Raw genomic sequence first — 13,962 nt, forward strand, 5'->3', positions numbered from 1 at the left:
ATGAGTAAATTCTGGAGCCCGTTCGTCAAGGATCTGGTGCCCTACGTGCCGGGCGAGCAGCCGAAACTGGCGAAACTGGTCAAGCTCAACACCAACGAAAACCCTTACGGCCCCTCGCCCAAAGCCTTGGCGGCGATGCAGACCGAGCTCAACGACAACCTGCGTCTGTATCCGGACCCGAACAGCGATCTGCTGAAAAACGCCGTGGCTGCGTATTACGGCGTGCAGGCCAATCAGGTGTTCCTCGGCAACGGCTCGGACGAAGTCCTGGCGCACATTTTCCACGGCTTGCTGCAACACGACAAAGCGGTGTTGTTCCCGGACATCAGCTACAGCTTCTATCCGGTCTACTGCGGGTTGTATGGCATCAAGTTCGACGCGGTGCCGCTGGACGAACAGTTCCAGATCAACCCGGCGGATTATGCCAAGCCGAACGGCGGGATCATCTTCCCGAACCCTAACGCGCCGACCGGTTGCCTGTTGGCGCTGGAAGCGGTTGAGCAAATCCTCAAGGCCAGCCCGGATTCGGTGGTCGTGGTGGATGAGGCTTACATCGACTTTGGTGGGGAGACGGCAATCACTTTGGTCGACCGTTATCCGAACCTGCTGGTGACTCAGACCCTGTCCAAGTCCCGCTCGCTGGCCGGCCTGCGGGTTGGTCTGGCGGTGGGGCATCCCGATTTGATCGAGGCGCTGGAGCGGATCAAGAACAGCTTCAACTCTTATCCACTGGATCGCCTGGCAAATGTCGGGGCTGCTGCTGCGTTTGAAGACCGTGAATACTTCGACAAGACCTGCCGGTTGGTCATCGATCATCGTGAGTGGGTGGTTGCGCAACTGGAAGGGAAGGGCTTTGAAGTGCTGCCGTCCGCGGCGAACTTCATCTTCGCGCGCCATCCGAAGCATGATGCGTCGGGATTGGCTGCGAAGCTGCGTGAGCAGGGCGTGATCGTCCGGCACTTCAAGCAGGAGCGGATTGCACAGTTCCTGCGGATTTCCATCGGCACGCCTGAACAGAATCAGGCACTGATCGACGGCCTGGGCGACCTTTAAGGAATACCCCCGATCCTGTGGGAGCGTGGCTTGCCCGCGATGAACGATAACGCGGTGTAACTGATACACCGCGGTGTTCCCATCGCGGGCAAGCCTCGCTCCCACAGGGTTTTGTGGGTTATTCGTGATGCGGTTCGCCCAGGAACGTCAGCGAGCTGAACACCCCGCGTGTCGCCACATCCGGATTGTCCTTCAGCACAATCTCCATCTGCGCCGAAATCACATTCAACCCTTCATTACGCACCACCACCTGCGCGCGGCCGTCCTTATCCGTCTCGGTGCTCAACGTATTCGGCGCACTGCGGTAGTCGCCCATCAACTTCACACCCGCCGCCGGTTTCCCATCGAGCAGCACCCGCACGGGCAGCAACTTGCCCGGTCCGACCGTCAGCGGATCGACCTCCGGCAGAATCAGCAGCTTCATCTGATCCAGCTTCGGCAACTTCGCCCCTGGCTGATAGATCGCCAGGCTGTATTTGAAGGTCTGCGTTGACTCGATCGCCCCCGGCACTTTACTGCGTCCTTCGTTGATCCACTTTTTATCCGCTGTCTGCGACCACATGCCGTTGTCCAGTGCCACGGCCATCACGGCGGGCGGTTTCAAGGGTTGTAAACGCGCATGATCGGCCAGGCGTTGCACGGTCACCGGGATCATTTTGCCGTTGGCGTCATAGGCCCAGGCACCGCTGATTTTCTGCGCCTTGAAGGCGTTGTCTTCGGCACCGTGGCCGTAAATCACTTCGATGTTGCCGCGACGTTGTTCGGTCCAGAGACCATGGGCCGAGGCCTGGCCGGTAAACAACAGGCCGAGCAGCAGGCCGAGCAGCGCCAGGGGTTTGAGAGGGTGCATGGGAACTTCCTTTTACAGATTGAGTGTGAGGCTGACGGTGAAATTGCGCGGCTCGCCGGGGTTGACCCAGTAATTGCTGTACGAGCGCTCGTAGTATTTCTCGTCGAACAGGTTGTTCAGGTTCAGGCCGACAGTGACGTTTTCACTGGCCTTGTAATGGGCCAGCAGGTCGACGGTGTGGTAGGCGGGGAGCTCAAAATCGCTGCCGGATTCGCCTGAGCGATCACCGACGTACGTGAACGCCGCGCCGACGTCTGAGCCGCGCAAATGGCCATCCTGAAATTCATAAACACCCAGCAGACTGCCGCTACGCTTGGCGACGCCGAGGATGCTGCTGCCGGTGGGAATCACTTTGTCGCCTTCGGTGACCTCGGCGTCGATGTAGGCGAAGGCGCCGATCACTCGCACGGCGTCGGTCACTTGCCCGGTGACTTGCAGGTCGAATCCCTGGCTGCGGGCCTTGCCCATGGCGCGGCTGGTGTCGGTGCCCGGGTCGAGTGCGAGGACGTTTTCCTTTTCGATATGGAAGGCGGCGAGGGTGGTGCTCAAACGGTCGTCGAACAGCTCGCTCTTGATCCCCACTTCGTATCCGACGCCTTCTTCCGGGTCGAAGGATTTGCCGCCAGCGTCCAGGCCATTGTTCGGTTTGAACGAGGTGGACGCGTTGGCGAACAGCCCGACTTCGGGTGTCAGTTGATAGAGCAGGCCGGCCCGTTGGGTCAGCGCATCGTGGCTCTGACGGCTGGTGGCGCCGCGGCTGTGATCGTCGATGCTTTGCTCAAAGTGTTCGAAGCGGGCACCGAGCATGCCGCGCAGTTTGTCAGTGAAGACGATCTGATCCTGCAGGTTCAGCGCCTGGCTTTCGACGTGTTCGAAAAGGTCAGTGCCGGAGCGCGTGCCGTTGGGTTTCGGCTGACCGTAGACCGGCTGATAAATGTCGATGGCGTAGGGGCCGCCGGCAATGGTCGTGACCCGTTCGTTCTTGCGGAAGTTCTCATATTCGGTGCCGATCAGCAGTTCGTGCTGCCAGCTGCCGAGGTCGAACAGACCGCGCAATTCGAGTTGGGTGATGCTGTCGTGCCAATTGGTATCGCGCTCGCGATAACGTCGATTGACGGTGTGGCCGTCGGCATTCAGCGGACGGTTTTCGGAGGCGTAGCCCCAGAGTTTGCCTTCCTTGTAATGGCTGGCCAGGCGCAGCTTCCAGCTGTCATTGAGATGATGTTCGAGCGTGGCTTGCAGCAGGTTGTTGTGGTTGTCGATGTTGCCGTCGTTGGGTTCGCCGAGGAAGGTCGAACGTGACACGCCGCTCCACTTGTTATTCGGCGCGACAATGCCGCGATCGAACGTGGAGCTGTGACGCACGAATTCACTCTCCACCAACAGGCTGGTGTCCGGGTTCAATTGCCAACTGAAGGAGGGTGCGACGAACACTCGCTGGCTGTCGACGTGATCGCGAAAGCTGTGGTTGTCCTCGACGGACAGGTTGATTCGGGACAACACGTTGGCGTCGTCATCCAGCGGCGTGTTGACGTCGAGGGCGGTGCGATAGCGATCCCAACTGCCGGCGCTGGTTTGCAGGGTGGTGAACGCTTCGGGCTGGGGTTTCTTGGTGACGATGTTCACCGTGCCGCCGGGATCGCCGCGTCCATAGAGGCTGGCGGCGGGGCCCTTGAGCACTTCGATACGCTCGATGTTGGCCGCGTCCGGCGTGCTCGGATAACCCCGGTTGGCGCTGAAACCGTCCTTGTAGAACTCCGACGTGGTGAAGCCACGCACGCTGTATTCGTAAAGCGTCAGGCCGCCGAAGTTATTCTGCTTCGACACACCACCGGCAAAATCCAGGGCACGCTCGACGCTGGTGCTGCCCAGGTCATTGAGCACACTGACGGGAATCACGCTGATGGATTGCGGGATGTCGCGGATCGCGGTGTCGGTTTTGGTCGCGCTGGAAGACCGCGTGGCACGATAGCCCTTGACCGGGCCGGTGGGCGATTCGTAGTCGGAGGTGACGCTTATGGCGTCCAGTTCGAGGGTGCCGGGCTCTTCTGCGAAGACCGGATCCGCCAGCAGGCCAAGGGCAAGACTTGCCACGGAAGCCATTGTTCGAGACGACATGTTATGTTGTTCCAATTGAGATATTGAAACAATATAACATGTCTAATGAGACTTTCTTCTATTAGCCCGAAATCCTCGGGTTGATGTCAGCCTTCTTCTTTCTCTTTAACCGGCGCCGGTGGCGGACGCAGGCCGATCTCAGCCGTGAGCTTCAGCTCTTTGCCATTGCGCATCACCTGAATCGTGACCTTGTCGGTCGGTTTGATCCGCGCGACCTGGTTCATCGAACGACGACCGTCGCCGGCCGGTTCGCCGTCGATGCTGAGGATTACGTCGCCCAATTGCAGGCCGGCCTTCTGCGCCGGACCGTCGCGGAAAATCCCTGCGACCACAATCCCCGGGCGCCCCGACAGACCAAACGACTCCGCCAGTTCCTGACTCAATGGCTGCACTTCGATGCCGAGCCAGCCGCGAATCACCTGGCCGTGTTCGATGATCGACTTCATCACTTCCATGGCCAGTTTGACCGGGATCGCAAAACCGATGCCTTGCGAGCCGCCAGACTTGGAGAAGATCGCGGTGTTGATGCCGGTCAGGTTGCCGTTGGCGTCCACCAGCGCACCGCCGGAGTTGCCGGGGTTGATCGCGGCGTCGGTCTGGATGAAGTCTTCGTAGTTGTTCAGGCCCAACTGGTTACGCCCGGTGGCGCTGATGATGCCCATGGTCACGGTCTGGCCGACCCCGAACGGGTTGCCGATGGCCAGCGCGACGTCACCGATGCGAATGTTGTCGGAGCGGCCGACGGTGATCGACGGCAGGTTTTTCAGATCGATCTTCAGGACGGCGAGGTCGGTTTCCGGGTCGCTGCCGATCACCCGGGCCAGGGTTTCGCGACCGTCCTTGAGCGCGACCACAATCTGGTCGGCGCCGCTGGTCACGTGGTTGTTGGTCAGCAAATAACCTTCCGGGCTCATGATCACGCCCGAACCCAGGCTCGACTCCATGCGTTTCTGCTTGGGCGAGTTGTCGCCGAAGAAGCGGCGGAACTGCGGATCTTCGAACAACGGATGGTTCGGTTTGTTGATGACTTTGGTGGTGTACAGGTTCACCACCGACGGCGCGGCCGTGGTGACCGCGTCGGCATAGGACACCGGACCTTGCTGCATCGTGGTGGTTTGCGGGGCTTGCTGCAGGTTGACGTCGAGGCTCGGTAGCCCGACCCACTGCGGGTAACGCTGGATGATCAACAGAGCGATAAGCACGCCGGCCAACAACGGCCAGCCGGAAAAACGCAGCGCCTTGAGCATTAAGCACGTCCTGAGAGGTTGCAGGCGGTATGAGACCGCCCATAATGTCGCGCATTATACGAGGCGCAGCTCGCCTCTGAACGGGATATTTAGGAGTCTTTTATGGCCGTCGCCTTGAGCACCCTGGTCGAAGAAGCCGACCGTTACCTTAACAGTGCCAGGATTGCCGATTACTGCCCCAACGGCTTGCAGGTCGAAGGCCGCCCGCAGGTGATGCGCATCGTCAGTGGCGTCACCGCCAGCCAAGCGCTGCTGGACGCCGCCGTCGAAGCGCAGGCCGATCTGGTGCTGGTGCATCACGGCTATTTCTGGAAGGGCGAGAACCCGTGCATCACCGGCATGAAGCAGCGTAGGTTGAAAACCCTGCTCAAGCACGACATCAGCCTGCTGTCCTATCACTTGCCTCTGGATCTGCACCCGGACGTTGGCAACAACGTGCAGCTGGCGCGTCAGCTCGACATCACGGTCGAAGGCCCGCTGGATCCTGACAACCTTAAAGTGGTCGGCCTCGTTGGCTCGTTGAGCGAACCGATGACGCCGCGTGATTTTGCCCGTCGTGTGCAGGAAGTCATGGGTCGTGAACCGCTGCTGATTGAAGGCAGCGAGATGATCCGTCGCGTTGGCTGGTGCACCGGTGGTGGCCAGGGTTACATCGATCAGGCCGTGCTGGCCGGGGTCGATTTGTACCTTAGTGGCGAGGCTTCGGAGCAGACCTTCCACAGCGCCCGGGAAAACGACATCAGCTTCATCGCCGCCGGTCACCACGCCACCGAGCGTTACGGCGTGCAAGCATTGGGCGATTACCTGGCCCGCCGGTTCGCCCTCGAGCACATCTTCATCGATTGCCCGAATCCGATCTGATTTCCACCCAATCCCTGTAGGAGCGAGGCTTGCCCGCGAAGAACGATAACGCGGTGCATCAGGCATACCGTGTATCGTTCTTCGCCGGCAAGCCTCGCTCCTGCAAGGGGGCGGAGCCCAAACGAGGGGGTATATTCATATACCCTTTCGATCTAGTCGGCGGCCTGATTAGAAGAGGTCGCTGTGCTAGGATTCCTCGCTCGAACACGGCCCGCTGGCCGTCCATAAGATCGTTTTCGTGAGTAGCCATGGTCGACAAACTGACGCATCTGAAACAGCTGGAGGCCGAAAGCATCCACATCATCCGCGAGGTCGCCGCCGAGTTCGATAACCCGGTGATGCTGTACTCCGTCGGTAAAGACTCCGCCGTGATGCTGCACCTTGCGCGCAAGGCATTCTTCCCGGGCAAACTGCCGTTCCCGGTGATGCACGTCGACACCCGGTGGAAGTTCAAGGAAATGTACGCGTTCCGCGACCGCATGGTCGAAGATCTCGGCCTGGACCTGATCGTGCACGTGAACCCTGATGGCGTCGCGCAGGGCATCAACCCGCTGACCCACGGCAGTGCCAAGCACACCGACATCATGAAAACCGAAGGCCTGAAACAAGCCCTCGACAAGTATGGTTTCGATGCCGCTTTCGGTGGTGCTCGCCGCGACGAAGAGAAGTCCCGTGCCAAAGAGCGCGTGTATTCCTTCCGCGATACCAAGCACCGCTGGGACCCGAAAAACCAGCGCCCGGAACTGTGGAACGTCTATAACGGCAACGTCAACAAGGGCGAATCCATTCGTGTATTCCCGTTGTCGAACTGGACCGAACTGGATATCTGGCAGTACATCTACCTCGAAGGCATCCCGATCGTGCCGCTGTATTTCGCCGCCGAGCGCGACGTCATCGAGATGAATGGCACTTGGATCATGATCGACGACGAACGCCTGCTCAATCACCTGAGCGATGAAGATAAGGCGCGCATCGTCAAGAAGAAGGTCCGCTTCCGTACGCTCGGCGACTACCCGCTGACCGGTGCGGTCGAGTCCGAGGCCACCAGCCTGACCGACATCATTCAGGAAATGCTCCTGACGCGAACTTCCGAACGCCAGGGCCGGGTCATCGACCACGATGGCGCAGGCTCGATGGAAGAAAAGAAACGTCAGGGTTATTTCTAAGGGGTTGTCATGTCGCACGCATCTGATTTGATCAGCGAGGACATCCTCGCCTACCTGGGCCAGCACGAACGCAAGGAAATGCTGCGCTTTCTGACCTGTGGCAACGTCGACGACGGCAAGAGCACCCTGATCGGGCGCCTGCTGCACGACTCCAAGATGATCTACGAAGATCACCTGGAAGCCATCACCCGCGACTCGAAAAAAGTCGGCACCACCGGCGAAGACATCGACCTGGCATTGCTGGTCGACGGCCTGCAGGCCGAGCGTGAGCAGGGCATCACCATTGATGTCGCTTACCGCTATTTCTCTACCGCCAAGCGCAAATTCATCATCGCCGACACCCCTGGCCATGAGCAGTACACCCGCAACATGGCCACCGGTGCGTCCACCTGTGACCTGGCGATCATCCTGGTCGACGCCCGCTACGGCGTGCAGACCCAAACCCGTCGCCACAGCTTCATCGCCTCGTTGCTGGGCATCAAGCACATCGTGGTCGCCATCAACAAGATGGACCTCAATGGCTTCGACGAAACCGTGTTCGAGTCGATCAAGGCCGATTACCTGAAGTTCGCCGAAGGCATCGCGTTCAAGCCGACCACCATGGCGTTTGTGCCGATGTCGGCATTGAAAGGCGACAACGTGGTGAACAAGTCCGAGCGCTCGCCGTGGTACACCGGCCAGTCGCTGATGGAAATTCTCGAGACCGTCGAGATCGCCAACGACCGCAACTACACCGACCTGCGTTTCCCGGTGCAGTACGTCAACCGTCCGAACCTGAACTTCCGCGGTTTCGCCGGCACCCTGGCCAGCGGCGTCGTGCACAAGGGCGACGAAGTCGTCGTGCTGCCGTCGGGCAAGAGCAGCCGCGTGAAATCCATCGTCACCTTCGAAGGTGAGCTGGAGCATGCAGGTCCTGGTCAAGCGGTGACGCTGACCATGGAAGACGAGATCGACATCTCTCGCGGCGACTTGCTGGTGCACGCCGACAACCTGCCGCAAGTGACCGACGCCTTCGACGCCATGCTGGTGTGGATGGCCGAAGAGCCGATGCTGCCGGGCAAGAAATACGACATCAAACGCGCCACCAGTTATGTGCCGGGTTCGATCACCAGCATCGTCAACCGCGTTGACGTGAACACGCTGGAAGAAGGTCCTGCCAGCGCGTTGCAACTGAACGAGATTGGTCGGGTCAAGGTCAGCCTCGACGCGGCGATCGCTCTGGACGGTTACGCGAGCAACCGCACCACCGGTTCGTTCATCGTCATCGATCGTTTGACCAATGGCACCGTTGCCGCCGGCATGATCATCGCTCAGCCGTTGGCGCATGGCAGCAGCACGCACCACGGCAAACTGGCGCACGTGGCGACTGAAGAACGCGCCCAGCGTTTCGGTCAGCAACCGGCCACCGTGTTGTTCAGCGGCTTGTCGGGCGCGGGCAAAAGCACCTTGGCTTACGCGGTTGAGCGCAAGTTGTTCGACATGGGCCGTGCAGTGTTTGTACTCGATGGCCAGAACCTGCGTCACGACCTGAACAAAGGTCTGCCACAGGATCGCGCCGGGCGAACCGAAAACTGGCGCCGTGCCGCACACGTTGCGCGTCAGTTCAACGAAGCGGGTCTGCTGACACTGGCTGCATTTGTTGCACCGAGTGCCGAAGGTCGTGAGCAAGCCCGGGAGCTGATCGGCAAGGAGCGTCTGCTGACGGTCTACGTCCAGGCCTCGCCGACGGTTTGTGCCGAGCGTGATCCGCAAGGTCTGTACGCGGCGGCCGGGGATAACATTCCGGGCGACTCCTTCCCGTACGACGTGCCGCTGGACGCCGACCTCGTGGTCGACACCCAGTCGCTGTCGCTGGAAGAAAGCGTCAAGCAAGTGCTGGATCTGCTGCGTCAGCGTGGCGCGATCTAAGCGTTAGCCGTTAATAAAAAACCCGTCGATGATCACTCATCGGCGGGTTTTTTGTGGGTCAACTCGGTCAACTGTGGGAGCTAGCCTGCTAGCGATTGCGGTGATTCAGGCACTAAATCTGCTGAATGTGAACCCGCTATCGCCAGCAGGCTGGCTCCCACAGTGGGTCAGTGTTTATCGGGGTATTCGCGGTGCATCTGCTCCAGCAACGCATCCTTGTCTTCCCACAGCTGATTGATCCAGCCCTGAAACTGCAAGCGATACTCCCCATCCTGGTCGTAATTCTTGCCAATGAACTGCGGCGGAATCTTCAGTTCCTGAAAATGCACCACCACCTCTTCCACATTCCCACAGAGCAAATCCCAATACCCGGGACGCCCGGCCGGGTAATGAATGGTCACGTTCACAATGGACTCAAGCTGCTCACCCATCGCATCCAGCACAAACGCAATGCCGCCGGCCTTGGGTTTGAGCAGGTACTTGAACGGTGATTTCTGCTGCGCATGCTTGCCTTCAGTGAAGCGCGTGCCTTCGACAAAATTGAAGATCCCCACCGCGTTATTGCGAAACTTGTCGCAGGTCTTGCGGGTGGTTTCCAGGTCCTCGCCTTTCTTCTCCGGGTACTTTTCCAGGTAGGCCTTGGAATAACGCTTCATGAACGGAAAGCCGAGCGTCCACCAGGCCAGGCCAATCACCGGCACCCAGATCAGTTCCTGTTTGAGGAAGAACTTCAGCGGCTGGATGCGACGGTTGAGTACGTACTGCAACACCATGATGTCGACCCAGCTCTGGTGGTTGCTGGTGATCAGGTACGAGTGCTGATAATCCAGCCCTTGCAGACCGCTGAGGTGCCAGCGGGTGCGGCAGACCAGATTCATCCAGGCCTTGTTATTGCTGATCCAGGCTTCATGGGTATGGCTCATCAACCAGAGCGTGAAACGCTGGGTGAGGGCAAAGGGCAACACCTTGAAGATCGCCACGCAGAACAGAAACGAGCAGAGCAGAATGGTATTCAACGCCAGCAACAACGATGCAATCACGCCGCGCACGGCGGCAGGTAGAAAAGCCAGCATTTAAAGATCCATAGGTCGGTTGGCAGCTTGAATCGCGGTCAACGCGATGGTGTACACGATGTCATCGACTTGCGCGCCGCGCGGCAGGTCGTTCACCGGTTTGCGCAGGCCTTGCAGCATCGGTCCGAGGCTGACGCAATCGGCACTGCGCTGCACGGCTTTGTGCGTGGTGTTGCCAGTGTTGAGGTCGGGGAACACGAACACCGTGGCGCGACCGGCGACCTGGCTGTTCGGTGCCAGTTGCTTGGCCACGGTTTCGTTGGCGGCGGCATCGTATTGCAACGGGCCGTCGATCAGCAGCGAGTTCTGCTGTTCGTGGGCGAGCAACGTCGCTTCGCGAACTTTCTCGACTTCTTCGCCGCTGGCCGATTCACCGCTGGAGTAGCTGATCATCGCGACGCGCGGGGTGATGCCGAACGCTGCCGCCGAGTCCGCGCTTTGCAGGGCGATCTCGGCCAGTTCGCTGGCGCTCGGGTGCGGGTTCATCACGCAGTCGCCGTAGACCAGCACTTCTTCGGGAAACAGCATGAAGAATACCGACGACACCAGCGTGCAGCCCGGCGCCGTTTTGATCAGCTGCAGGGCAGGGCGGATGGTGTTGGCGGTGGAGTGGATGACGCCGGAGACGAGGCCGTCGACTTCATCCAGCGCCAGCATCATGGTGCCGATCACCACGGTGTCTTCCAGTTGCTGCTCGGCCATCGGCGCGTTGAGGCTTTTGCTTTTGCGCAGCGCCACCATCGGTTCGACGTAGCGTTCACGAATCAGGTCCGGATCGAGAATCTCCAGCCCCGGCGGCAGTTCGATGCCTTGAGCGCGGGCCACGGCTTCGACGTCTTCCGGTTTCGCCAGCAACACGCAGCGAGCGATGCCACGGGCCTGGCAGATTGCTGCCGCTTGCACGGTCAGTGGCTCGCTGCCTTCTGGCAGAACGATGCGTTTGTTGGCGGCCTGGGCGCGCTGGATCAATTGATAACGGAACACCGCTGGCGACAGGCGCATCTCACGCGGAGTACCGCAACGCTGGTGCAGCCAGTTGGCATCGAGGTGGCTGGCGACGAAGTCGGTGATGATCTCCGCGCGCTCGCGGTCGTCGATCGGGATTTCCTTGTTCAGACCGTTCAACTGGTTGGCAGTGTCATAGGAGCCGGTGCTCACCGACAACACCGGCAAGCCTGCCTGCAATGCGCCACGGCACAGGTCCATGATGCGCGGGTCGGGCAGGGTGTCGCTGGTCAGCAACAGGCCGGCCAGCGGCACGCCGTTCATGGCGGCGAGGCTGACGGCGAGGATGATGTCGTCGCGATCGCCCGGGGTCACCACCAGCACGCCGGGCTTGAGCAGCTCCACGGTGTTGCGCATGGTGCGGGCACAGATGATGATCTTGGTCATGCGCCGGGTTTCGTAATCGCCAGCATTGAGAATCTGCGCGCCCATAAGGTCGGCCACGTCGCGGGTGCGCGGTGCGTTCAGTTCCGGCTGGAACGGAATGCAGCCGAGCAAACGGAAGTCACCGCTGCGCAGCAACGGCGAGTGTTCCTTCAAGCGCGAAGCGAAAGCCTCCATGCTTTCATCGGTCTTGACCTTGTTGAGGATCACGCCGAGGACTTTCGGGTCTTTCGGGCCGCCGAACAATTGCGCCTGCAGTTCCACCCGGCCAGACAGTTCGGTCAGCACTTCGTTTTCCGGCGCCGAGACCAGGATCACTTCGGCATCCAGGCTCTTGGCCAGGTGCAGATTGACCCGCGCGGCGTAACTGGCGCTGCGGGTCGGGACCATACCTTCGACGATCAGCACGTCCTTGCCGACGGCGGCTTGCTGATACAGGGTGATGATTTCTTCGAGCAGCTCATCCAGTTGACCGTCGCCGAGCATGCGCTCGACATGGGCCAAGCCAAGTGGCTGTGGCGGTTTCAGGCCGTGGGTGCGCGCCACCAGTTCGGTGGAACGCTCCGGGCCGGTGTCGCCCGGATGCGGCTGGGCAATCGGTTTGAAAAAGCCGACTTTGAGGCCGGCTCGCTCAAGTGTGCGCACCAGCCCGAGGCTGATGGAGGTCAGACCCACACCAAAATCGGTGGGCGCGATAAAAAAAGTTTGCATGCGGATTCTCTGGAGGTGCATGGCAATGGTGACGACCTATGTCTGGCCGTTTACCGAAATTCAGTCGCCAAGGTTATCGCTAACCGAGCCTTGTGCGCACCAACCGCAATCAAAGGGCTGGCCTATTTTTTCAATGCGTTGCGCGGGGTCCAGGACCCAGGCGCGCGATTGCCACGGTGGCTGGTGACGCAGGTGCTGGGTGTGGCCGCAGGAAAGCTCGGCCACCCAATGCCCGTCCTCATCCTGATGGAAACCTGTGACCGTCGAGCCTTTAGTCGCCATCCGTCTGTCCGGGTTGTGTTCGCTTTCGGGCGATTGCTTCGCTAAACTTGGCCATTCTTCATTCTTATGCAAAAGGTCTCGCCCCATGCTGATCGCCGCCAATAAGGCTGTCTCCATCGACTATACCCTGACCAACGACGCTGGTGAGGTCATCGACAGCTCCGCCGGCGGCGCGCCGCTGGTCTACCTGCAAGGCGCAGGTAACATCATCCCGGGCCTGGAAAAGGCACTGGAAGGCAAAGCAGTCGGCGACGAGCTGACCGTAGCCGTTGAACCTGAAGATGCCTACGGCGAATACGCTGCCGAACTGGTCAGCACGTTGAGCCGCAGCATGTTCGAAGGCGTCGACGAACTGGAAGTGGGCATGCAGTTCCACGCTTCCGCGCCGGACGGCCAGATGCAGATCGTTACCATCCGCGATCTGGACGGCGACGACGTTACTGTCGACGGCAACCACCCGTTGGCCGGTCAGCGCCTGAATTTCCAGGTCAAGATCATCGACATCCGTGACGCCAGCCAGGAAGAAATCGCTCATGGTCACGTCCATGGCGAAGGTGGCCATCACCACTGATTTTCTGCGCTAAGCTCAGAGAACTGGAGAGGCGCCCGAGGGGCGCCTTTTTAGTCCGCGGCTGTCCCTGGCGACATCGCCAAGTGGCTGTTTCGAGTAGAACACGGGAATCTGGAGTTCGTCATGAGTGCTTTTCACGACCTTAAATTGACAGCCCTGGATGGTCAGGAGCTACCGCTGGCACCCCTCAAGGGGCACGTCGTGCTTGTGGTCAACGTCGCCTCCAAATGTGGCTTGACCCCACAGTACGCGGCGCTGGAAAACCTCTACCAGCAATACAAGGACAAAGGCTTCAGCGTGCTGGGTCTGCCGTGCAACCAGTTTGCCGGGCAGGAACCGGGCACCGAGCAAGAAATCCAGGATTTCTGCAGCCTCAACTATGGCGTGAGCTTTCCGTTGTCCAGCAAGCTGGAAGTCAACGGTCACGATCGTCATCAGTTGTACCGTTTGCTGGCGGGCGAGGGTGCGGAGTTTCCGGGGGATATCACCTGGAACTTCGAGAAATTCCTGCTGGGCAAAGACGGGCGTGTGTTGGCGCGGTTCTCGCCGCGTACGCCGCCGGATGATCCGACGGTCATCGCGGCGATTGAAAAAGCGCTGAGCTGAACCCCCAAAAATCGCAGCCACCGAGCTGCGATTTTTTATGCCTGCCTTTTGACCCTTAATCACCCAGATCAATAGTGCTGTGCATCGTGTTCCACTGTGCATATTATCGCCGTCATAAAATTTGTGT

At 59.9% G+C, this 13,962-nt stretch carries 12 protein-coding genes; 6 read left to right on the forward strand and 6 right to left on the reverse strand.

What is annotated here, in order from left to right; genetic code table 11:
• Positions 1-1,053 carry a histidinol-phosphate transaminase gene (gene hisC / locus ACA060_RS04325; RefSeq protein ID WP_497315620.1) on the forward strand — a complete coding sequence of 351 codons (1,053 nt, stop codon included), beginning with the start codon at positions 1-3 and terminating at the stop codon, positions 1,051-1,053.
• Positions 1,054-1,171: 118 nt separating this feature from the next.
• On the opposite strand, the gene ACA060_RS04330 is transcribed toward hisC, so the two are convergent.
• The 3 genes from ACA060_RS04330 to algW form a co-directional block, all read right to left on the reverse strand.
• Positions 1,172-1,903 (reverse strand): DUF4198 domain-containing protein, encoded by a 732-nt coding sequence (locus ACA060_RS04330; protein WP_497315622.1) that lies wholly within the window; start codon positions 1,901-1,903, stop codon positions 1,172-1,174.
• Positions 1,904-1,915: 12 nt separating this feature from the next.
• A complete protein-coding gene (locus tag ACA060_RS04335; RefSeq protein ID WP_497315624.1) occupies positions 1,916-4,021 on the reverse strand; it encodes a TonB-dependent siderophore receptor in 2,106 nt (701 codons plus the stop codon).
• Positions 4,022-4,107: 86 nt separating this feature from the next.
• A complete protein-coding gene (algW, locus tag ACA060_RS04340; protein ID WP_109628000.1) occupies positions 4,108-5,268 on the reverse strand; it encodes a Do family serine endopeptidase AlgW in 1,161 nt (386 codons plus the stop codon).
• 102 nt (positions 5,269-5,370) lie between these two features.
• Between algW and ACA060_RS04345 the strand changes: the two genes are divergently transcribed.
• The 3 genes from ACA060_RS04345 (at position 5,371) to cysN (ending at position 9,203) form a co-directional block, all read left to right on the forward strand.
• Complete coding sequence (locus tag ACA060_RS04345) at positions 5,371-6,129, forward strand: Nif3-like dinuclear metal center hexameric protein (protein ID WP_109628001.1); 759 nt, start codon at positions 5,371-5,373, stop codon at positions 6,127-6,129.
• A gap of 248 nt (positions 6,130-6,377) precedes the next feature.
• Positions 6,378-7,295 carry a sulfate adenylyltransferase subunit CysD gene (cysD, locus tag ACA060_RS04350; RefSeq protein WP_109628002.1) on the forward strand — a complete coding sequence of 306 codons (918 nt, stop codon included), beginning with the start codon at positions 6,378-6,380 and terminating at the stop codon, positions 7,293-7,295.
• A gap of 9 nt (positions 7,296-7,304) precedes the next feature.
• Complete coding sequence (gene cysN / locus ACA060_RS04355; RefSeq protein WP_497315627.1) at positions 7,305-9,203, forward strand: sulfate adenylyltransferase subunit CysN; 1,899 nt, start codon at positions 7,305-7,307, stop codon at positions 9,201-9,203.
• 167 nt (positions 9,204-9,370) lie between these two features.
• Here cysN and yihG read toward each other — a convergent pair whose 3' ends face one another.
• The 3 genes from yihG to ACA060_RS04370 are packed head-to-tail and all read right to left on the reverse strand — an operon-like array spanning position 9,371 to position 12,775.
• Complete coding sequence (gene yihG / locus ACA060_RS04360; protein WP_497315629.1) at positions 9,371-10,276, reverse strand: 1-acylglycerol-3-phosphate O-acyltransferase, YihG family; 906 nt, start codon at positions 10,274-10,276, stop codon at positions 9,371-9,373.
• Positions 10,277-12,376 carry a phosphate acetyltransferase gene (gene pta / locus ACA060_RS04365; RefSeq protein WP_219095737.1) on the reverse strand — a complete coding sequence of 700 codons (2,100 nt, stop codon included), beginning with the start codon at positions 12,374-12,376 and terminating at the stop codon, positions 10,277-10,279.
• 60 nt (positions 12,377-12,436) lie between these two features.
• Positions 12,437-12,775: a DUF3565 domain-containing protein gene (locus tag ACA060_RS04370; protein ID WP_497315631.1), complete on the reverse strand. Its 339-nt coding sequence runs from the start codon at positions 12,773-12,775 to the stop codon at positions 12,437-12,439.
• On the opposite strand from ACA060_RS04370, the gene ACA060_RS04375 reads away from it, so the two are divergent.
• On the forward strand, positions 12,744-13,229 hold the full coding sequence (locus ACA060_RS04375; protein WP_007901600.1) for an FKBP-type peptidyl-prolyl cis-trans isomerase: 486 nt from the start codon (positions 12,744-12,746) through the stop codon (positions 13,227-13,229). The genes ACA060_RS04370 and ACA060_RS04375 overlap by 32 nt on opposite strands.
• Positions 13,230-13,352: 123 nt before the next feature.
• On the forward strand, positions 13,353-13,835 hold the full coding sequence (locus tag ACA060_RS04380) for a glutathione peroxidase (RefSeq protein ID WP_497315632.1): 483 nt from the start codon (positions 13,353-13,355) through the stop codon (positions 13,833-13,835).
• Positions 13,836-13,962: the final 127 nt, after the last annotated feature.

The sequence above is a fragment of the Pseudomonas sp. LBUM1671 genome, from assembly GCF_059695685.1.